Genomic DNA, 20,868 nt, shown 5'->3' on the forward strand with positions numbered 1-20,868 from the left:
CTTTTTACTTTTTGGCTGCCTCTACTTGTTGCAGTGCCAATGGAACCAAAACATCATGCGTACTAGCCAATATTTGCTCTCCACTCTAAAGGAGACACCTGCCGATGCTGAAGTCATCAGCCACCAACTGATGCTCCGCGCCGGGATGATCCGTAAACTGGCATCAGGTCTTTATACCTGGTTACCGACCGGGGTTCGGGTATTGAAGAAAGTCGAAAACATCGTGCGCGAAGAGATGAATAATGCGGGTGCTATCGAGGTTTCAATGCCAGTGGTGCAACCGGCTGACTTGTGGCAGGAGAGTGGCCGCTGGGAACAATATGGCCCTGAGCTATTACGTTTTGTTGATCGCGGCGAGCGCCCTTTTGTTCTCGGCCCGACTCATGAAGAGGTGATTACTGATCTGATTCGCGGTGAGATCAACTCTTACAAGCAGCTGCCGCTGAATTTCTTCCAGATCCAGACCAAGTTCCGCGATGAAGTTCGCCCACGTTTTGGCGTGATGCGTGCTCGCGAATTCCTGATGAAAGATGCCTACTCTTTCCATACCACTCAGGAGTCGTTGCAGGAAACTTACGACGCGATGTATACCGCTTACAGTAAGATTTTCGAACGTATGGATCTGAATTTCCGTGCTGTGCTGGCAGATACCGGCTCAATCGGTGGCAGCGCATCCCACGAATTCCAGGTGCTGGCAGAAAGTGGCGAAGACGATATTGTTTTCTCAACCGACTCTGATTATGCCGCTAACATTGAGTTTGCTGAGGCTCTGGCCCCCACTGAACCCCGGGCCGCGGCAACAGAAGAGCTGCGTATCATTGATACCCCAAATGCAAAAACCATCGCTCAGTTGGTCGAGCAGTTCAAACTGCCGATTGAGAAAACAGTGAAAACCTTATTGGTCCATGCTCATGAAGAGAGTGGACATAAGTTGGTAGCGCTGCTGGTGCGCGGTGACCACGAATTAAATGAAATCAAAGCAGAGAAGTTGCCACAAGTTGCCAAACCACTGACCTTTGCCAGCGAAGAGGAGATTCGTGCGGCAATCGGCGCAGGCCCTGGCTCACTTGGCCCGGTTAATCTGCCACTGCTGGTTGTCGCTGACCGCTCCGTGGCAGTGATGAGTGATTTCGGTGCGGGCGCGAATATCGACGATAAACACTACTTCGGTATTAACTGGGAGCGCGATTTGCCGCTGCCACAAGTTGCTGATTTGCGTAATGTGGTTGAGGGCGATATCAGTCCTGATGGTAAAGGTACGCTGCAAATCAAGCGCGGGATCGAAGTGGGCCATATCTTCCAGCTCGGGACCAAATACTCCGAAGCGATGAAAGCCACGGTTCAGGGTGAGGATGGCCGTAATCAAGTGATGACCATGGGTTGCTATGGTATCGGGGTCTCTCGTGTGGTTGCTGCGGCGATTGAGCAGAATTATGACAACCGTGGCATTATTTGGCCAGATGCGATCGCGCCATTCCAGGTGGCAATTTTGCCAATGAATATGCACAAATCCTTCCGAGTGAAAGAGTTGGCGGAAGAGTTGTATGTCACGCTGCGTTCACATGGCATTGACGTTATTCTTGACGATCGTAAAGAGCGCCCTGGTGTGATGTTTGCCGATATGGAATTGATTGGTGTGCCACACAATATCGTGATCGGCGACCGTAATCTTGATAGCGAAGAAGTGGAATATAAACATCGCCGTGCTGGCGAAAAGCAAATGATTAAAACCAGTGAAATCATTGATTTCCTGCTGAGTCAGATCAAACGCTAAGTTAGGTATTTTGCTCATCAGGCCGCTGGGTAATCACCACCAGCGGCTTTTTTATTTCAGCGACAAAGCGATTTTATTGGCTGTCGCAGCTTTTATTAGCATTGAACTGAATATCATCACCCGCCGGAATCAGCGTTTTATCCGATTGCCCCTCTTCCATCGAAGGTCGAATATCAAAGTGACCATTGAGGGTCAGAAATACAGGTTCACCGGCATTTTTACGCGCTTTCAAATACCCTTTCTCCAGCGCGATACTATTCTCTACTGGGAAAGTTTTGCCGGTTGCACAATCAGTAAATAGTGCGGCATCCGCAAAGTATTTATACATGCCACTTAATGGCATCGGCGTTTTAGGCAAAGATTGTTCGCTCGGCACCAACTGATAATTCAAGGTAGATTGGATCGGCAATCCCTGCTGATCAAGCATCACCAGATTCTTACCCACGGGGCGGAAATAACGTTTTTCGCCCTGCCCATTGGTTAACACCAACTTATCCGCAGTACGCGCCCACTTACCATATTCAGCAAAAGTTTGATCACCCTCTTTGCTGCCACGATAAATCTCTTTTAGGACAAATGTGCCATCACTATCAAGAAACAGCGAGGTATCCAGTCCGCTGCAATCTGCACAGGGTAATACCCCCTGATAACTTTGCTGCATCGGTTGTAAAACCTGCTCTACCGGCTGATGCCGATTATTACAACCGAAGAGTGACAGCGCACCTACTGCCACAAACAGCGCTATTGCTAATTTACTCACAGCCACTCTCCCATACAGTGTCCGATATATAAGGCATGAAGCCATTCAGGCATCATCCCTGATCTATTTTGCCACGCAGCGCTTTGGTTACCCCTTTGCGGACTTTGCTTTCAACCCGCCTGATTTTTGAGCCTTTGGTGGGTTTCGTCGCTCGACGGGGCTTTTCCACGACCATGGCTTGACGAATCAATGCCACCAGTCGCGCTAATGCCGCTTCACGATTCATATCCTGGCTGCGGTACTCCTGCGCTTTAATGATGACCACACCTTCAGCCGTCATCAAATGGCTATTTAGCAATAATAACCTTTCTTTATAATACTCTGGCAGGCTTGATGCCTTGATGTCAAAGCGCAAATGGATAGCAGTTGAGGTTTTATTGACATGTTGCCCCCCCGCCCCCTGCGCTCGGATCGCGGTCAGCTCAATCTCGCTGTCGGGTAGGCTGACGCTATTAGATATAATCAGCACACTTATTGCCCACTGCTTTGCCATTCGGCAAAACTAATTTCCAGACTATTCTTATCATCTGATAGCCAGATAGTTCCCTCTTGCAACGTGGCCTGTAATGACATATTTCGGTTAGACAGCGCAGCCAACTTTGCCATCTGCTCATCATCAAGGAAGCGCACTTGAAGATTGCGGTGTCCTGAGAGCTTATCCTGAACCTGTGGCCACCACACTTTAGCCGCCCGCTCACTGTAGGCATACAGCACAACTTTCTGTGACTGATTACAGGCTTTTCGTAACCGTTTCTCCTCTGGCAGCCCTAATTCTACCCAGAGTTCAATGCCATTGTGATCGTTGTGACGCCAGATTTCCGGCTCATCATCGGCGCTCAGCCCCTTAGTAAACTGCAAACGTTCATCTGCATGACAAATCCACGCTAATAAACGCAGCATCATGCGCTGGTCGGTTTCGGAGGGGTGTTGCGCTATCGTCAGGTTAACATCCTGAAAAAAATTACGATCCATATCAGCAATGTTAATAGCGGCTTTATGGATGGTTGCTTTTAGTGCCATGGGTGACCTCTTAATTATCTGGCGGACAGTGTACTTGATTAGGTCTGCCAGCAGCCAGACAACCCTGCATAAAGAGAGTTATTAGTGGCATCAATACTAAAAAGAAACCTTATCTCCCACTCTAATATCTCCATCACTCCTGTGCTATAGTCCTTATAAGTTCAGAGTTTATCTTCGTAGGTTGACAGTGCGCTGTTTCCACTGAGAATCTACCGGGTTAAACTTTTCAGGAGGATTACTGTGCAGCAATACTGTGAATTAGTACGCCGTTTTTATGCCGAAATAGGAAGTGGTGATCTTGGCTACGTGCCAGACGCCCTGCGTTGTGTATTGAAAGCATTGGACGAAGTTGCGGCTAACGACGCACTCCCGTCCTCCGTTAGGGAACAGGCGGCCTATGCCGCCGCTAACTTATTGGTGAGCGATTATGTCGATGAGTGAAGAGTATCAACCCATCAACTGTGATGACTACGATAATCTGGAACTCGCCTGCCAACATCACCTGATATTGACGTTGAAGTTGAGAGGCGGTGAGATCGTGGAAGGTAAAGCTAGCGATCTGCTGCTGAGAAAAAAGGTCGAGTACCTGATTGTCGAACAAGACGGAGCTATGCGCGAGTTACGTCTGGACCATATTGCCAGTTTCAGTCATCCCGAAATCGGGACTGTCGTGGTGAGTGCATCATAATTTCCACGCTTTATATGGGCCGCTTTACAGCGGCCCTAAAGTTTAAGTGGTTAAATCGGCATATTAAGGTTTAAGACTGGCATAGTAAGCGGCCAGGTCAGAAAAATCCTCGTCAGATAAGTTAGAGACATAAGCCCGCATCACTTCAGCCTGCCCTCCTGTACGCCCACCTTTTTTATACGCGGCCAATGATTGCTCCAGATAGAGTGCATTCTGCCCGGCCAGATTGGGGTACATCGGCACTGAAACTTTGCCATTCATACCATGGCAAGCCACACAACTGGCTGACTTCACTCGCCCCGCCTCAATATCATTTTTTGCCAACGCCGAAAAACTGCATAGGCCGAGAACGACCAATGTACTGACGACTAATTTCATCATTGCTCCTCACACAGTATCTTGCCAATTTCGGGCCTGTTGGCGACGTCTGTTTGCCGCCTTCCCGCCCGCTGAAATCTATTGGGTCTATTTATTATTATTCCGTTTTGGTCCAATTCAGGCACCAGCACGGCTCGCCTTCTTTAGCCTGCCCCGCCTGAGTCACGAAAACCCCAGCTGCGGCAATCAATTGCTCGCCAAAATAGAGCAATGGAATACGTTCCCGCTGCCATGGCGGAATGCCTAACTCCTGCCATATCTTCTTGCCTTGGCGCGAATGGTGCCGCCCGACAATTTTGACGTCGCCATGTAATCCAAAACCTATACTGATTTCGTCGCCGATAGCAGCAGCTCTTATCGCTTGCCCACCATGGGCAGTCAAGCTCAGTACACCTAGTTTGGCGGGCAGAACCAATGGTTCAGGTGGCAGCTCTTTATCCTCAACTGTTGCCCAAAAGATATGCGCGACACCTATCTCTTGCAGCGCCGGCACCAAATAGAGGTGTTGCCGGAAACGGCGAACCTGATAAGCACCGAGGGTTAATTGAGGCTCTGCATCCTGCCTGGCCATCGCGACCTCCAACCACAATCTCTGTAGCTGGCTCTGCGACGGCATTAAGGCTCCTCTCTCTGCTAACCAACGGCGCACTATTGCCGCTCGCTTAGCCTCTGACGCCAGCAGCAGCCCCTCAATAGAGAGCGCGCCATGGTGATTTTTTAGTTGTTGCACACTCTCAGCCAACAACTCATCCAATAGCTGTTCTTGCTCAGCACACAAACCCGCACTGCGTGCCGTGGCCTGTGCGAAATGCGGCCAACGATGATGAAGTAAAGGCAGAACTCTCAAGCGCAGGAAATTACGATCGAAGCGATCGTCCTGATTGCTGTCATCTTCAATCCACTGTAATTGCTGGATTCGGGCATAGTTCTCCAGTGTTTCGCGGGAGAGTGTCAGTAAAGGCCGCAATAACTGACTGTGAGCAAAGGGCATTCTGGCAGCCATTGCAGATAAACCTGCCGGGCCACTACCCCGCTTAAGTGCGAGCAGGAAGGTCTCACATTGGTCATCCAGATGTTGGGCTGTAAGTAACACTTCATCGGCGGCTAAATGTGAAGAGAATGCCTGATAGCGAGCACTCCTGGCTGCCGCCTCAATACCATTGTGACGGGGATCAATACTCACTCGAACCACTTCGAGTGGAATTTGCCATCGCTCACACTGTTGTTGGCAATGCTTTACCCAACCATCTGCCCGCGGATTTAAGCCGTGGTGAATATGAATGGCGCGTACTTTCAGTTCAGGAATGAGTTGGTCACGTATACAGACCAATAGATGCAGCAATACACTCGAATCCAAGCCACCACTGAATCCCACCAGAAAATTGCGCTGCCCCCCCAATTGTGCGAACACGGGGTTAAGTAAAACATTTGGCGTAGCAGGGACTGGGTTCATGTTATTCCGGCATCAATTCATAGAGCTCCAGTGGTAAACCATCTGGGTCATTAAAGAAAGTAAAACGTGATTGAGTATAAGGATCAATGCGAACTGCTTCGCAAATCACCCCGGCGGTGCCGAGTTCACTGACCGCCTGTTCAATGTCATCAACCTGAAAAGCCAGATGTCGCAAGCCACAAGCCTCCGGGCGACTCGGGCGCGGTGCCGGTGAAGGGAAGGAGAATAATTCAATGGTGTATTGCCCATTTAACGCCAGATCAGCTTTCCACGAATCGCGCTCTGCACGATAAACCTCACTGAGCAGATTGAAGCCCAGCAGCTCACAATAGAATTTTTTGCTGGCCTGATAATCTGAGCCAATGATCGCAATATGGTGAACCTGACGTATTATCAGCATGTATCCTCCGTTAAATTAAGTATCCATGCCCATCATGCTTCGGGTTACCTGTGCGTTGGCGACCCTCCTGCACTCAAGCTATTTAGGCTATATATGGTTTAGCCAAACTTAGCTATTCGGCAAAAAATAGCTAAAAAAAAACCGATGCTTAAATTCTGCACCGGTTTTTCTCAATGAGCAATAAACTCAGCAGTAGCCGTAGTTCATCAAACGCTGATAACGACGATTCAACAGCTCTTCTTCATTCAGGACATCCAAATCACTGAGGTCCGCCAGCAATTGTGCTTTCAGTGAAGCAGCAATCGCTAAGTAATCACGGTGTGCGCCACCTAACGGCTCAGCGATCACGGAGTCAATCATCTTCAACTCTTTGAGACGATGTGCGGTGATGCCCATAGCTTCTGCGGCTAATGGCGCTTTATCGGCGCTTTTCCACAGGATAGAAGCACAACCCTCTGGAGAGATAACGGAATAGGTGCTGTATTGCAGCATATTCACTTTATCGCCAACACCGATGGCGAGTGCACCACCAGAACCACCTTCACCAATAACGGTACAAACGATAGGTACATTCAATCGTGACATCTCACGCAGGTTACGTGCGATGGCTTCAGATTGACCTCGCTCTTCTGCGCCAACCCCCGGATAGGCTCCGGGTGTATCGATGAAAGTAATGATTGGCAACTTAAATCGCTCAGCCATCTCCATCAGACGCAGTGCCTTACGATAACCTTCCGGTGCAGGCATACCAAAGTTGCGGCGAATCTTCTCTTTGGTTTCGCGACCTTTTTGATGACCAATGATCATCACTGGGCGACCATCCAAACGAGCAATGCCACCGACGATAGCTTTATCGTCAGCATAGGCACGATCGCCAGCCAGCTCTTCAAAATCGGTAAAGATATTAGCGATATAATCCAGGGTATAGGGACGACGAGGATGGCGTGCCAGTTGGGCAATCTGCCATGCGCCGAGGTCCGAGAAAATCTTCCGCGTCAGCTCGAGACTTTTCTCACGCAGACGCTGGACCTCTTCATCCAGATTAATATCTAATTTTTCGTCTTGACGGCTGACTGCAGTCAGCGAGTCAATTTTCGCTTCCAGCTCTGCAATCGGCTGTTCAAAATCAAGAAAATTCAGACTCATAGCATTCCTATTTTAGTCAAATTCCAGTTCCACCTGCTCATTACCTACCAGCGTCCGCAAATCTATCAATAAGCGATCGGTGGGCGTCACGCGCCATGTGGCTCCAAACCGCAGCCGGGCGCGAGCATCTTCCCGTTGGTAATAAAGATGCACTGGGATCGTCCCCGCTCGATGGGGTTCCAACGATTGACGGAGACGGTTCAAAAGCTGGTCATCAATTTGCCTGTCGGTCAGCGATATAGCAAGCCCACGGGCATATTTTTCACGAGCTTCACTGATGTCCATTAACTCACGGGCGGTCATTTTAAGTCCACCACTAAAGTCATCAAAGCTGACCTGTCCGGTGGCTATCAGGATACGGTCTTTTTCCAATAAATGCTGATATTTTTCCAACGCATCGGTGAATAGCATCACCTCCAGACGCCCGGAGCGGTCATCCAAAGTACAAATACCAATGCGATTCCCGCGTTTTGTTACCATAACCCTTGCCGCGATAACCAGCCCCACTGCAGTGGTCATTTTGCCCCGATCCGTCGGATGCATATCTTTCAAACGCTGCCCGCCGGCATAACGCTCTATCTCCTTGAGATATTGGGTGATCGGGTGACCGGTCAGGTACAGCCCCAGCGTTTCCCGCTCACCGTCTAAGACAATTTGCTCCTGCCACGGCGGCACATTAGCATAAGATTGCTCAACCTGCTCAGGCGCATCAGCCAATACACCAAACATATCTGCCTGACCAATAGCTTCGGCCTTGGCATGCTGGTCAGCAGCTTTTAATGCTTCGCCCAACGAACTCATCAATGCGGCACGGTGCGGCCCCAGACGGTCAAAGGCACCGGACATAATCAATTTTTCTAAGATGCGGCGATTGAGTTTTTTGGTATCGACTCTGGCACACAAATCAAATAACTCTTTGAAGTGTCCGCCCTCTTTACGGGCTTCCAGCATGGCCTCAATCGGCCCTTCGCCCACACCCTTGATGGCCCCGATGCCATAAACGATCTCGCCTTCATCATTAACATGGAAATGATACAGGCCGCTGTTGATGTCAGGAGGCAGAATTTTCAGCCCCATACGCCAGCATTCGTCGACCAAACCAACCACTTTATCGGTGTTATCCATATCAGCGGTCATGACTGCCGCCATAAATTCAGCCGGATAATGCGCCTTCAACCAAAGCGTTTGGTAGGAGACCAATGCATATGCTGCGGAGTGAGATTTGTTGAAACCATAACCGGCAAATTTCTCTACCAGGTCAAAAATCTTAATCGCTAGTTCACCATCAATGCCCTGATTTTTTGCACCATCTTCAAATACAGAGCGCTGTTTAGCCATCTCTGCCGGGTTTTTCTTACCCATCGCACGGCGCAACATATCTGCGCCGCCGAGTGAATAACCAGACAGAACCTGGGCTATCTGCATAACCTGTTCTTGATACAAAATGATGCCATAAGTCGGTTCAAGCACCGGTTTCAAGGACTCATGTTGCCACTCAATATCCGGATAAGATATCGCTTCACGGCCATGTTTGCGGTCGATAAAGTTATCTACCATCCCTGATTGCAGCGGACCGGGGCGGAATAACGCCACCAGTGCTATCATATCTTCGAAGCAGTCAGGCTTCAGGCGCTTAATAAGATCCTTCATCCCTCTGGATTCAAGCTGGAATACCGCTGTCGTTTCCGAACGTTGCAGCATATCGAAGCTTTTTTTATCTTCCAGCGGAATAGAGGCGATATCTATTGGCTCTAACCCGGTTTTGGCGCGCCGGGCGTTAATCATCTCCAGCGCCCAGTTAATGATAGTGAGTGTTCGCAAACCGAGGAAGTCAAACTTCACCAGCCCGGCATATTCCACATCATTTTTATCGAACTGGGTAACGGGGTTGTTGCCTTCTGCATCGCAATATAGCGGTGCAAAATCAGTAATTTTAGTCGGCGCGATCACCACACCACCGGCATGTTTACCGGCGTTACGCGTTACCCCTTCCAGCTTGCGCGCCATATCAATCAGCGCTCTAACCTCCTCATCTGCCTCATAAATTTCAGGCAATTGGGGTTCAGCTGCGAAGGCTTTTTCCAGGGTCATACCTGGGTCTGGTGGAACTAATTTGGAGATTCGATCGACAAAACCATAGGGGTGGCCCAGTACGCGACCAACATCGCGAATGACGGCTTTAGCCGCCATGGTACCAAACGTAATAATCTGGGAAACCGCATCACGACCATACATATCCGCCACGTGCTCAATCACCAGATCGCGTTTCTCCATACAGAAGTCAACGTCGAAGTCGGGCATTGAGACACGTTCTGGGTTGAGAAAACGTTCGAACAGCAGGTCAAATGCCAATGGATCAAGGTCGGTAATTTTTAGCGCATACGCCACCAAAGAGCCCGCACCCGAGCCTCGCCCCGGCCCTACTGGTACACCATTATCTTTCGACCACTGGATAAATTCCATTACGATCAAGAAGTAACCAGGGAAGCCCATCTGGTTAATCACTTTCAGCTCAATTTCCAGGCGCTCGTCGTACTCTGGTCGTTTCTGCGCCCGCACTTCAGGGTCAGGGAAGAGTAGCTCAAGCCGCTCTTCTAAACCTTGTTTCGACTTCTCGACTAGAAAATCTTCTGTACTCATCTTCCCGGTCGGGAATTGCGGTAAGAAATACTCCCCGAGACGGATGGTCACATTGCAACGTTTGGCGATTTCAACACTGTTGATCAGTGCCTCAGGGATATCCGCGAACAGTTCACACATCTGCTCTTCATCGCGCATAAACTGCTGAGGGCTATAATTTTTGGGCCGCTTAGGATCAACCAGTGTAAAACCGTCATGGATGGCGACGCGGATCTCATGGGCATCAAAATCGGATTCATCGATAAAACGCACATCATTGGTTGCCACTACCGGCAAGCCACGCTCAGTAGCTAATGCTACAGCGGCATGCAGATAATTCTCTTCATCCGGCCGACCGGTACGAATTAATTCCAGATAGTAGCTGCCAGGAAAATGCTCCTGATAAAACTCAAGACACTGATCAACCTGAATCTGATTACCACGCAAAATAAATTTGCCGACATCCCCCATCCGGCCACCAGATAGCAGGATCAGCCCCTCTTTATGCCGGATCAACCAATCACGATCAATGATAGGCCCAGCAGCGCCATAACCACGTTGATAGGCTTCGGAGATCAGTAAAGTCAGGTTTTGATAACCTTCGTTATTGCGTGCCAGCACAGTGAGATGGGCTAATTCATCACCCAGAATTTCGCTTTGCACGTAGAAGTCGGCGCCAATGATGGGCTTAATCCCAGCACCATGAGCGCTACCGTAGAATTTCACCAAGCCGCAAAGGTTAGTGAAGTCGGTAATGGCCAGAGCGGGCATACCTAGCGCAGCAGCTCTTTTCACCAATGGCCCAATCTTGGCTAATCCATCGATCATGGAGTAGTCGCTGTGAACACGCAGGTGGACAAAACGAGGTTCGGCCATATCCAGATACCAGAAATTAGTGGATTGAATCATGCCCTCAGCGATTCACTGCTGAGGAATCATATCGATACGTTATGGATGTTGCTTGGTGGCTTACACCAGACCCAGCACACGTTTAACCGGACCGAAACTACGTCGGTGATGCTCTGTCGCACCGAAGGCGGACAATTTTTCCAAATGGACAGCGGTTGGATAGCCTTTATGTTGCGCAAAACCATATTCAGGGAAATGGCGATCCAACTCAGTCATTTCACGATCTCGCGTCACTTTAGCCAGGATCGAGGCAGCGCTGATCTCTGCCACTCGGCTATCGCCTTTTACCACGGCTAATGACGGCATAGCCAGTTTCGGGCAGCGGTTACCGTCAATCAAAACATAATCAGGGGTGATATGCAGCCCTGCAACCGCCCTCTGCATAGCCAGCATCGTCGCGTGCAATATATTCAGGCGATCTATCTCTTCTGGCTCTGCGCGACCAAGGCTCCACGATAATGCCTTGTCGGTAATTTCATCATAAAGTGATAAGCGGCGCTTTTCACTCAACTTTTTCGAATCAGCAAGGCCTACGATTGGCCGCTTAGGATCGAGGATCACGGCAGCAGTGACAACCGCGCCGACTAAAGGGCCACGGCCAACTTCATCCACACCGGCAATCAGATTTGCCTGCGGATATATAAAAATATCAGTCATCGTCCTGCCAACTCCAAAACCGCTTGCGCAGCTTGCTCATCTGCGCCACAGCGAATGCTCTGATGTAAGATCAGAAAACGCGCTTTTAATATCTCAACCGCTTCACCACCTTGCAACAAAGGCAGCAGTGCATCGGCTAATTTTTGCGGCTGACACTCTTGTTGTAGCAGTTCAGTCACCAACTCTTCGCCCGCTAACAGATTCGGTAACGAAACATAGGGCGTTTTGACCAGACGCTCTGCCAACCAGAAGGTGAAAGGTTTCATCCGGTAACCGACCACCATTGGGCATTTAGCTAACATGCACTCCAACGCCGCAGTACCGGATGCCAGCAGTGTTGCGTCACTGGCGATCATCGCCGCACGGGCATTACCATCGAGTAAATGCACGGATAAATCAGGGGCAATCTCGGCCTTAATTCGCTCAAACTGCTCGCGTCGTTTGCTGTTAACGAGGGGAACCAGCACTTCCAGTTCAGGCAGTTGCTCCCTCAGGAGCACTGCTGTACGCAGAAAATCGCCACTGAGCATTTCAACTTCAGAGTGACGACTCCCTGGTAATAAGGCTAAGCAAGGCACATTCGGCGCAATAGCCAGCTCTGCTCTTGCGGCTTGTTTATCAGGGGTTAACGGCATGGCATCGGCCATGGTATGACCGATAAAGCGGCAAGGAACATTAAAACGATCGTAAAACGCTTTTTCAAAAGGGAGAAAAGCAAGCACCATATCAGTCGCTTTGCCTATTTTGAAAACACGTTTTTGTCGCCAGGCCCACACTGACGGGCTGACATAATGAATGGTTCGGATACCTCGCTGTTTCAAGCGCCCTTCAAGGGTGATATTGAAATCAGGTGCATCGATACCGACAAAAACATCCGGGGATAGCTCACTAAAACGCTGGGTCAGATCTTTTCGGATTTTCAGCAGGCGTGGCAGTCGCTCTAGTACTTCAACAACCCCCATCACTGCCAACTCTTCCATCTCAAACCAGGCTTCACATCCTTCAGCTTGCATCAGAGGCCCTGCGACACCGACAAAGCGCGCATCAGGCACCTGAGCTTTCAGTGCACGAATTAACCCTGCACCCAGAATGTCGCCAGACGTCTCTCCGGCGACTAAACCTATCGTTAAAGGACGCCCGCCACTTAATGGACGATCAACAGATAATGGGCTATTTTGCATAAATCAGCGAATAATGCCGCGAGTGGAGCGAGCAAAGAAGTCACTGAATGCCTTAACCGCCGGATATTGTTCCGCCAATTCGGCAATTTCGGGCTTCACTTCATCCAATGTCCGGCCACTGCGATACAGCAACTTATACGCATTGCGGATAGCGTGAAGTGATTCTTTGTCGAAGCCACGGCGTTTCAACCCTTCGATATTAATACCGAACGGTGTCGCATGGTTACCCTGAGCAATGACAAACGGAGGCACGTCCTGAGCAACACCAGAACAACCACCCACCATAACATGCGCACCGATCACGCAGAATTGATGAACAGCTGTCATACCACCAATAATGGCATAATCGTCAATTTCCACATGACCACCCAACGTTGCATTATTCGCAAGAATACAACGATCACCAATGATACAGTCATGGGCAATATGGGCATTGATCATCAGTAAATTATCGTTGCCTACTTTTGTCAATTCACCACCTTGCACTGTGCCACGGTGGATAGAAACGCTTTCGCGGATACGGTTACGTGAACCGATCTCGACTCGAGTTGGCTCGCCTGCATATTTCAGATCCTGATTTGCTTCACCAATAGAAGCGAATTGATAAATCTGATTATCGCAGCCGATTTTTGTTATTCCATTAACGACGACATGGGACTTCAGTTCCGTGCCAGCGCCGATTTCCACCTGGGATCCGACAAAGCAGAAGGGGCCAATATGAACGCCAGCGCCAATAACTGCGCCTTCTTCAACAATAGAACTTGGATGGATAACGGCCGTTTTGTCAATCACGTATCAGGACTCCTTTGCAACTACAGGTTCTGCTGGCGGTGTCGCGGGTTTGCTACGAGCACACATCATAGTGGCCGTACAAACAATTTCACCATCTACTTTCGCAACACCAGTAAAACGAGTCAGACCACGGCGCTCTTTAACAAACTCAACTTCCATGATCATTTGATCGCCAGGGACTACCGGACGTTTGAAGCGAGCTTCATCGATACCAGCAAAATAATAAAGCTCACCCGGTTCAAGTTTACCACGGCTCTTAAAGGCCAAAATCCCGGTAGCTTGAGCCATCGCTTCTAAAATCAGCACACCCGGGAAGATTGGCTTGCCCGGAAAGTGGCCTTGGAAAAATGGCTCGTTGAAAGAGACGTTCTTCACTGCACGCAGAAATTTTCCTTCCTCAAAATCAAGGACGCGATCTACCAGCAAGAACGGAAAACGGTGCGGGAGTAGATCCAAAATCTCTTCAATATGCAGAGTATGAGTGTCAGTAGTCAAAATACTCTTCCTGTCTAAAAAACTGATGCTATCAACAACACGGCCTGCACTGCCCCAAAAGGGAGGCATTAGGCAGGCCGCAAATTAGGAACTCTGTATACCCTTCGAACTGAAACTGCGGTGATACTAGCTGCAACACCAATTTCTTTGGGTATCTACTTTTGGCATCAATTGCCAATAAGTTTAATTATTCGCTCAGAGTGTCGGGCTTGAGTGATTATTCTTTATCGATTTTACGCTCAATAGCTTTTAATCGCTTATTAATCCCATCAATATTCATCACTAAAGCAGCTGTCTTGCGCCAAACTTTATTCGGTTGTAGCGGAATACCGGAGGAGTATAACCCAGGTTCAGTGATTGGGCGCATCACCATTCCCATTCCAGTAATTGTGACTTTGTCACAAATCTCCATATGACCATTGATCACGCTGGCACCACCTATCATACAGTAGCGGCCAACTTTCAGACTACCCGCCATGATAACACCACCCGCAACTGCGGTATTGTCGCCAATCACAACGTTATGTGCAATCTGACATTGATTATCAATGATGACACCATTACCAATAATCGTATTATCCAGTGCACCACGGTCAATCGTTGTACAAGCACCAATCTCAACGCGGTCGCCAATATGTACAGAACCGAGCTGTGGTATTTTTATCCAATTGCCACGATCATTTGCATAGCCAAAACCATCTGCACCAATGACCGTACCGGATTGAATCAGACAGTTTTGTCCAATCACAACTTCATGATAAACGGAGACATTGGCCCACAAACGGCTACCAGCACCTATGTGAGTATTCTTACCAATAAAGCAGCCAGCACCGATAACCACGTTATCACCCAGCACAACACCAGACTCTATCACCGCATTAGCACCGACAGAGACATTATCTCCCAGAGTTGCCTGCACGGAGATCACCGCGCTTGGTGCAATATCTTGCGCCGGTTGAGGTGTGGTATCCATTATCTGCGCCATACGTGCATAGGTTAAATAAGGATTTTTAACCACCAAAGCCGCAGATTTACAAAAAGGTAAGTCAGCTTCTGTCAGCACCACAGCACCGGCATGGCAAGTGGCGAGTTGTTCCTGATAACGGCTGTTTGACAAGAATGTGATTTGCGAAGGCTCGGCAGAATGCATAGAAGCGATGCCGGTGATGACAAGATCGCCATCACCGTGCACCTGTGCATCCAACTGCTGGGCTAAATCAGCCAGTCGAATTGAAGGCATGTTTTATTTAACCTGTTTCAGCACGTCAGCAGTAATGTCTTTAGCAGGATCTGCGTATGCAACAGCATTCGCATCAATCACCACATCATAACCGCCTTTGCTAGCAACAGATTTCACAGCGTCCTGAATACGACTCAGAATTTTGTTACGTTCTTCCATCTGACGGCGGCGATTGTCTTGCTCAAAAGCCTGGGCTTTAGTTGAGAAAGTTTCACGCTGTTTCATTACGTCATTTTCCAGCTTAGTACGATCACTGGCCTTCATGGTAGAACCGTCACGTTGCAGTTTCTGCATTTTAGTCTGCAGATCTTTCTCCATCCCTTGCAATTCGGTTGCACGGCCTTTGAATTCATTCTCCAGCTGCTTAGCTACGGTTTCACGCGCAGGTAATTGTTGGAAAATGCTGGAAACATTAACAATAGCAATCTTGTCAGCGGCTTGAACGCTGGCAGAAGCTGCCAATGCTAAACCAAGACTTGCGGCACACAACCACTTTTTCACTATAAACTCCTTACCATTACCCGTTTGTGTCAGAGACACCTTGAAGTGCACTTAATGCTGAATAATGCCTAAGATAGCGCCGACCTAGGCCAACGCTACTTTAGGTTTTTCCAACTACCAGTGCTGTCTTGAAAATTCAGTACTGCTTTGCCAATCAATTACCAAGTTTTACCAATGTTAAACTGGAATTGTTCTGACTTATCGCCTTCGTAATCTTTAACCGGTTTAGCATATGAGAACACTAATGGCCCCAATGGAGACATCCATTGCAATGACACACCGGCAGACACACGAATATTACTCGCTTTACTGTAATCAGGTATGCCAGCAGCTCGTGTAGCTGCGGTATTTTCCCAATTGGTATCCCATACCGTACCGGAATCAATAAAGAATGAGGTACGTATAGAGTTAGCGTATTTCTCACTGATAAACGGTGTCGGTGTAATCAGCTCTAAACTGGCCACCGCCATCGCGTTACCCCCGACAGCATCGGTAGAGTCTCTAACAGTTCCATTAGCATTATAGTATGCAGCTTTAGGCCCGATGTTATTTGATCGGAAACCACGAACTGTACTAGAGCCACCGGCATAGAAGTTTTCGTAGAATGGCATCTCTTTAGAGCCAATACCGTCGCCATAACCCAAGCGGCCACGCCCCAAGAGCACCCACGAATGATCTTCATCTAACGGCTGATACGCAGAGGTATCGAAAGTCACTTTATAGAACTCGTTATCAGAGCCCGGCACAGTGACTTTGGTATTTACTGATGATTTAACACCCTTGGTTGGGAAGAAACCACGGTCAAGGTTGTTATATGTCCAACCCAGATTCAGTGTGAAATCGTCGGCAGTGAAACCTGCACGGTCAATCAGATTAGGATCTTGGCCAACAGAGTCAAGATATCGCCACATTGCAACTTGCGGTTCCATATCTGACAGATCGTTATGGACGTAACCTAAGCCGACACGCAATGAGTTATTCTCATTGATTGGGAAGCCTAAAGTACCATCAACACCATAACTGCTGTTGGTATAGCCAGATAGATCTGCATTGTCTGCTTTAAAATCATTATAGAAGATACGCCCGCCCAAACTGACACCATCAACGGTGAAGTAAGGGTCGGTTAAGGTAAATTCAGCATAGGTCTGGTAGTCGTTCTTCGTACCGTTAATGCCAACAGTATTACCCGTACCCAGCCAGTTATCCTGTTGAACACCAACCTGGAAGCTCACGCCACTTTCAGTACCGTAACCGATACCAAAGTTTAGGCTACCTGTGTTGCGTTCTTTAACTTTGTAGGTCACGTCGACCTGATCAGCAGTTCCTGGCACACGTTGAGTTTCAACATCAACGGTTTCAAAATAGCCTAAACGGTTCAAACGCTCCTTACCCGCTTCGACCTGATCATTACCTAGCCATGCACCTTCCATCTGACGCATTTCACGGCGCAATACGGAGTCTTTACTGGTGTCATTACCTTCGAAACGAACATTACGGACATAGAAACGGTTACCCGCATCTACATTGATATGCAGTTTGACGGTTTTATCAGCATCGTTAATTTCAGGCTGAGACACGACACGCGGATAGGCATAGCCATAACGGCCCAACATCTTCTTGATGTCCTCTTCCATGCGCGTGACTTTACTGCCGTTATATAACTCACCCGGCTCAATCTTGACCAGCTTGTCAGCATCAGATTGATGGCCTGCAAGATTACCGCTCACAACTACGCTGTTAAGCTTGTATTGATCGCCTTCGGTAATATTGATGGTGATATAGATGCCTTTTTTATCTGGCGTCAAGCTCACCTGGGTTGAATCAATGTTAAAGCGCGCATAGCCGCGATCCAGATAGAAGCTGCGCAGGATTTCAAGATCGCCCGCCAGTTTCTGCTTCTGATATTTACGATCACCGACCACGTTCCACCATGGCACTTCATCACGCAATTGGAAGCGCGAGATTAGCTCATCGGTGGTGAAACTGTGATTGCCGACGATGTTAATCTGCTGAATTTTTGCAGAGACACCTTCGGTAAAGACCAATTTAAGATCGACACGATTACGTGGCAGTGGTGTAACAACAGCCTTCACTGAAGCGCTGTATTTACCCACACTGTAGTAGAAATCTTCGAGTCCTTTTTCAATGCTGGATATAGTGGTACGGTCCAGGGCTTCGCCAATCCGGACGCCAGAGGCTTCCAGATTCTGCTTAAGCATGTCATCTTTCACCGCTTTATTACCGGAGAAAGTGATGCTGGCAATCGTTGGGCGTTCTTTGACTTGAACAATCAGCGTATCACCATCGCGCAGGACACGAACGTCCTCGAAGTTGCCTGTAGCAAACAACGCACGGATAGTTTTACCGATGTCATCATCACTGACGGTATCGCCTACGCGAACCGGCATATTAAGTAACGCCGCACCGACGGCGACCCGTTGCAGGCCTTCGAAATGAATATCTTTCACTACGAACCCGTCTGCACCGTATACGGTGGCGCTGCCAAACAGCAGCGACGCTATGAGCAACTTTTTCATCGCCATCGTTGTTATGCGTTCTTCCTAACCTATCCCCTGCCGTTAAAGACGGGAGAAATCATTGAAAAGTGCAAGCCCCATTAATAACACTAGCAAAATAGAGCCAATGCGATAACTGAAGTCCTGTACTCGCTCAGAAACCGGCCCACCCTTGAGCTTTTCTATCGCCAGGAAGAGCAGATGTCCACCATCTAATACCGGTAACGGGAACAGATTGATAATACCTAAGTTGACACTGATCAGTGCCAAAAACATTAGGTAATACACCAACCCGTACTCAGCTGAAACCCCAGCACCTTGTGCAATAGATATCGGGCCACTCAGGTTATTCAGCTTAACATCACCAGTAATCAGTTTACCCAACATGTTTACCGTCAACCGCATCAACTGCCAGGTTTTATCCCCAGCTTGGTAGAGTGCCGTGAACGGGCCATATTGGCGAATCGTTCTATATTCATCCGGAAGCGGTATAACTTTCGGCACTACGCCCGCAAAACCTTCACTGCGGTTTGCTCCCACCGATTTTGTATCTGGTATCAAGGTTAAAGACAAGGGGGTACTTCCCCTTTCAATATCTAACACCAGTGGCTTACCGGGGTTATCACGAACCTGCAAAACAAATGTTTGCCAACGATCCAGTGATTGACCGCCAACTTTAACGATCCTATCCCCCGCTTGTAAACCCGCCTTTTGTGCCGCTGACCCTGGTTGAACTTCTGCCAGGACGGATTCAATCTGCGGACCACGAGGAATGATACCCAGCGCAACGACAGGATCTTGCTTATCAGGTTCAAATTGCCACTGACGCAAATCTAACGTCTTTTGCACTATGTTGTTGACAGAATCCGGGTTGTTAACAGAATCAGGCGCATTGACAGAACCAAATGGAGCTACACCAACTTGTGTTTGCTTGTCGCCAATTTTACTAACTAATGCCAAACGAACAGAATCCCAGTCAGGCGTTTCGATACCATCTACAGACTTAAGTTCCATTCCCGGAGAAATATTGGCTTGTGCAGCAATAGATTGTGGCGAAATATCACCCACAACCGGACGCACACTTGGCACGCCAATGATAAACACTAGCCAGTAAGCAATGACAGCAAAAAGGAAGTTAGCTATAGGACCCGCGCTGACGATTGCCGCGCGTTGTAAAACAGTTTTATTGTTAAAAGATTGATGGCGAAGCTCCGGTGCAACAGCCGCCACACGCTCATCCAACATCTTAACATAGCCCCCCAACGGGATAAGGGCGATAACATACTCAGTACCCTGGCGATCAGTCCGGCGCCATAAAGCTTTGCCAAAACCAATAGAAAAGCGTTCGACACGGACACCACAGCGCCGCGCCACCCAAAAGTGGCCAAACTCATGCACTGTAATTAAGATCCCCAGTGCGATAATAAACGCGGCCAGGCTCCAGAGTATGCTCATCATATTCCCTAAACTCCCCGTCAGCGACGGATTAAAACACTAACAGCATTAAGCAGGCAAATACCGGCACAGCTGCGGTCAGGCTATCGATACGATCCAGTATCCCACCATGACCAGGAATCAAATGACCACTGTCTTTAATTCCCGCTTCACGTTTAAACATACTTTCGGTCAAATCGCCGAGTACCGAGGCCAATGCAGCAACCACGGAACAGATTAGCAGCTTTTCTGGGATGATATCCAATGGAGCATATCGACCAAACAACCATGATATCAGAGCTGATGTCAGTAAACCGCCAATTAATCCTTCCCACGTTTTACCTGGTGAGACTTTAGGCGCTAATTTATGTTTACCGAATAACTTACCGAACATGTAAGCACCAGAATCTGCGCCCCACACCAAAAGCATCACGTATAACAGCCACCAGGCACCAATATTGTGGTGCTGGTCATAACCATACTGGCGCAGTGCCACCATGCCCCAGAAAAAGGGGACAATGGTCAGAATGCCGAAAATTATACGTAAGAGACGTGAATCGCGCCAGAACACGGCAGAGCGTGGGTATGTAAGCACCAACAGCAATGCAGCGAACCACCAGCCCATAGAGAGCCAGAGAGGAACACTCACTTGTGGAAGATGAGCTGAATGCTGATAGGCTGGAAGGCTAAGCAGCATCAGAACAAGTAGAAAACCACAAAGTATAGCTAACCAAATACGCTGTGAACGACTGGCAAATCCAGCTAATTGACCCCACTCCCATGCTGCAAGCATACAGACAAAGAGAGTAACAATAGCAAAACCAACCGGCGGAAGCAGGAACAGTGCACCAATGACAACCGGAATCAAAATCAAAGCAGTTATGAGACGATACTTCAGCAAAAGT

Annotated in this window: 20 protein-coding genes; 3 read left to right on the top strand and 17 right to left on the bottom strand. The window is 48.6% G+C overall.

Features of this window, described 5'->3' with window-relative positions:
* Positions 1-55 precede the first annotated feature (55 nt).
* On the top strand, positions 56-1,774 hold the full coding sequence (gene proS / locus HRK25_RS01515; RefSeq protein ID WP_005276166.1) for a proline--tRNA ligase: 1,719 nt from the start codon (positions 56-58) through the stop codon (positions 1,772-1,774).
* Between the two features lie 73 nt (positions 1,775-1,847).
* Here proS and nlpE read toward each other — a convergent pair whose 3' ends face one another.
* The 3 genes from nlpE to HRK25_RS01530 are packed head-to-tail and all read right to left on the bottom strand — an operon-like array spanning position 1,848 to position 3,554.
* The gene (nlpE, locus tag HRK25_RS01520; RefSeq protein ID WP_005276163.1) at positions 1,848-2,534 is read right to left on the bottom strand and encodes an envelope stress response activation lipoprotein NlpE; all 687 of its coding nucleotides are present in this window, start codon (positions 2,532-2,534) and stop codon (positions 1,848-1,850) included.
* Positions 2,535-2,586: 52 nt separating this feature from the next.
* A complete protein-coding gene (arfB, locus tag HRK25_RS01525; RefSeq protein ID WP_005276161.1) occupies positions 2,587-3,003 on the bottom strand; it encodes an alternative ribosome rescue aminoacyl-tRNA hydrolase ArfB in 417 nt (138 codons plus the stop codon).
* Positions 3,004-3,005: 2 nt separating this feature from the next.
* Positions 3,006-3,554, bottom strand: coding sequence for a YaeQ family protein (locus HRK25_RS01530; protein WP_005276157.1), 549 nt, complete (start codon positions 3,552-3,554; stop codon positions 3,006-3,008).
* Positions 3,555-3,794: 240 nt separating this feature from the next.
* Between HRK25_RS01530 and HRK25_RS01535 the strand changes: the two genes are divergently transcribed.
* A complete protein-coding gene (locus tag HRK25_RS01535) occupies positions 3,795-3,995 on the top strand; it encodes a YaeP family protein (protein WP_002212152.1) in 201 nt (66 codons plus the stop codon).
* Entirely contained in the window at positions 3,982-4,242 is a 261-nt protein-coding gene (rof, locus tag HRK25_RS01540) for a Rho-binding antiterminator (RefSeq protein ID WP_019211527.1), read from the top strand. The genes HRK25_RS01535 and rof overlap by 14 nt, the downstream gene beginning before the upstream one ends.
* A gap of 63 nt (positions 4,243-4,305) precedes the next feature.
* Here the strand turns inward: rof and HRK25_RS01545 are convergent, their stop codons facing one another.
* The 14 genes from HRK25_RS01545 to cdsA form a co-directional block, all read right to left on the bottom strand.
* Positions 4,306-4,623, bottom strand: coding sequence for a c-type cytochrome (locus HRK25_RS01545; protein ID WP_005276151.1), 318 nt, complete (start codon positions 4,621-4,623; stop codon positions 4,306-4,308).
* 94 nt (positions 4,624-4,717) lie between these two features.
* Positions 4,718-6,073 carry a tRNA lysidine(34) synthetase TilS gene (gene tilS, locus HRK25_RS01550; protein ID WP_005276148.1) on the bottom strand — a complete coding sequence of 452 codons (1,356 nt, stop codon included), beginning with the start codon at positions 6,071-6,073 and terminating at the stop codon, positions 4,718-4,720.
* Between the two features lies 1 nt (position 6,074).
* A complete protein-coding gene (locus tag HRK25_RS01555; RefSeq protein ID WP_005276145.1) occupies positions 6,075-6,473 on the bottom strand; it encodes a VOC family protein in 399 nt (132 codons plus the stop codon).
* Positions 6,474-6,659: 186 nt separating this feature from the next.
* On the bottom strand, positions 6,660-7,619 hold the full coding sequence (accA, locus tag HRK25_RS01560; RefSeq protein ID WP_005276143.1) for an acetyl-CoA carboxylase carboxyl transferase subunit alpha: 960 nt from the start codon (positions 7,617-7,619) through the stop codon (positions 6,660-6,662).
* Positions 7,620-7,631: 12 nt separating this feature from the next.
* Positions 7,632-11,114, bottom strand: a complete 3,483-nt coding sequence (dnaE, locus tag HRK25_RS01565; protein ID WP_032898248.1) for a DNA polymerase III subunit alpha — start codon at positions 11,112-11,114, stop codon at positions 7,632-7,634.
* A 93-nt stretch (positions 11,115-11,207) separates the two neighbouring features.
* Complete coding sequence (rnhB, locus tag HRK25_RS01570) at positions 11,208-11,804, bottom strand: ribonuclease HII (protein WP_032898243.1); 597 nt, start codon at positions 11,802-11,804, stop codon at positions 11,208-11,210.
* Positions 11,801-12,985: a lipid-A-disaccharide synthase gene (gene lpxB / locus HRK25_RS01575; RefSeq protein ID WP_005276135.1), complete on the bottom strand. Its 1,185-nt coding sequence runs from the start codon at positions 12,983-12,985 to the stop codon at positions 11,801-11,803. Before lpxB ends, rnhB begins: the two co-directional genes overlap by 4 nt.
* Positions 12,986-12,988: 3 nt before the next feature.
* Entirely contained in the window at positions 12,989-13,777 is a 789-nt protein-coding gene (lpxA, locus tag HRK25_RS01580) for an acyl-ACP--UDP-N-acetylglucosamine O-acyltransferase (protein WP_005276132.1), read from the bottom strand.
* A gap of 3 nt (positions 13,778-13,780) precedes the next feature.
* The gene (gene fabZ / locus HRK25_RS01585; protein WP_004874503.1) at positions 13,781-14,272 is read right to left on the bottom strand and encodes a 3-hydroxyacyl-ACP dehydratase FabZ; all 492 of its coding nucleotides are present in this window, start codon (positions 14,270-14,272) and stop codon (positions 13,781-13,783) included.
* 217 nt (positions 14,273-14,489) lie between these two features.
* On the bottom strand, positions 14,490-15,512 hold the full coding sequence (lpxD, locus tag HRK25_RS01590) for a UDP-3-O-(3-hydroxymyristoyl)glucosamine N-acyltransferase (protein WP_005276124.1): 1,023 nt from the start codon (positions 15,510-15,512) through the stop codon (positions 14,490-14,492).
* Positions 15,513-15,515: 3 nt separating this feature from the next.
* The gene (gene skp / locus HRK25_RS01595; protein ID WP_032898241.1) at positions 15,516-16,013 is read right to left on the bottom strand and encodes a molecular chaperone Skp; all 498 of its coding nucleotides are present in this window, start codon (positions 16,011-16,013) and stop codon (positions 15,516-15,518) included.
* 158 nt (positions 16,014-16,171) lie between these two features.
* The gene (bamA, locus tag HRK25_RS01600) at positions 16,172-18,556 is read right to left on the bottom strand and encodes an outer membrane protein assembly factor BamA (protein ID WP_005276119.1); all 2,385 of its coding nucleotides are present in this window, start codon (positions 18,554-18,556) and stop codon (positions 16,172-16,174) included.
* A gap of 36 nt (positions 18,557-18,592) precedes the next feature.
* Positions 18,593-19,987 (bottom strand): sigma E protease regulator RseP, encoded by a 1,395-nt coding sequence (gene rseP / locus HRK25_RS01605; RefSeq protein WP_005276116.1) that lies wholly within the window; start codon positions 19,985-19,987, stop codon positions 18,593-18,595.
* A gap of 28 nt (positions 19,988-20,015) precedes the next feature.
* Complete coding sequence (gene cdsA, locus HRK25_RS01610) at positions 20,016-20,864, bottom strand: phosphatidate cytidylyltransferase (RefSeq protein WP_032898239.1); 849 nt, start codon at positions 20,862-20,864, stop codon at positions 20,016-20,018.
* Positions 20,865-20,868: the final 4 nt, after the last annotated feature.

Source organism: Yersinia bercovieri ATCC 43970, assembly GCF_013282745.1.
In the GTDB taxonomy this organism is placed as follows: domain Bacteria; phylum Pseudomonadota; class Gammaproteobacteria; order Enterobacterales; family Enterobacteriaceae; genus Yersinia; species Yersinia bercovieri.

Bases quoted from the DNA above. Each gene is read 5' to 3' on its own strand.
- rnhB (WP_032898243.1), bottom strand. From the start codon at position 11,804: ATGACTGATATTTTTATATATCCGCAGGCAAATCTGATTGCCGGTGTG.
- HRK25_RS01555 (WP_005276145.1), bottom strand. From the start codon at position 6,473: ATGCTGATAATACGTCAGGTTCACCATATTGCGATCATTGGCTCAGAT.
- tilS (WP_005276148.1), bottom strand. From the start codon at position 6,073: ATGAACCCAGTCCCTGCTACGCCAAATGTTTTACTTAACCCCGTGTTC.
- bamA (WP_005276119.1), bottom strand. From the start codon at position 18,556: ATGGCGATGAAAAAGTTGCTCATAGCGTCGCTGCTGTTTGGCAGCGCC.
- HRK25_RS01545 (WP_005276151.1), bottom strand. From the start codon at position 4,623: ATGATGAAATTAGTCGTCAGTACATTGGTCGTTCTCGGCCTATGCAGT.
- lpxB (WP_005276135.1), bottom strand. From the start codon at position 12,985: ATGCAAAATAGCCCATTATCTGTTGATCGTCCATTAAGTGGCGGGCGT.
- lpxD (WP_005276124.1), bottom strand. From the start codon at position 15,512: ATGCCTTCAATTCGACTGGCTGATTTAGCCCAGCAGTTGGATGCACAG.
- proS (WP_005276166.1), top strand. From the start codon at position 56: ATGCGTACTAGCCAATATTTGCTCTCCACTCTAAAGGAGACACCTGCC.
- HRK25_RS01530 (WP_005276157.1), bottom strand. From the start codon at position 3,554: ATGGCACTAAAAGCAACCATCCATAAAGCCGCTATTAACATTGCTGAT.
- accA (WP_005276143.1), bottom strand. From the start codon at position 7,619: ATGAGTCTGAATTTTCTTGATTTTGAACAGCCGATTGCAGAGCTGGAA.
- rseP (WP_005276116.1), bottom strand. From the start codon at position 19,987: ATGATGAGCATACTCTGGAGCCTGGCCGCGTTTATTATCGCACTGGGG.
- rof (WP_019211527.1), top strand. From the start codon at position 3,982: ATGTCGATGAGTGAAGAGTATCAACCCATCAACTGTGATGACTACGAT.
- dnaE (WP_032898248.1), bottom strand. From the start codon at position 11,114: ATGGCCGAACCTCGTTTTGTCCACCTGCGTGTTCACAGCGACTACTCC.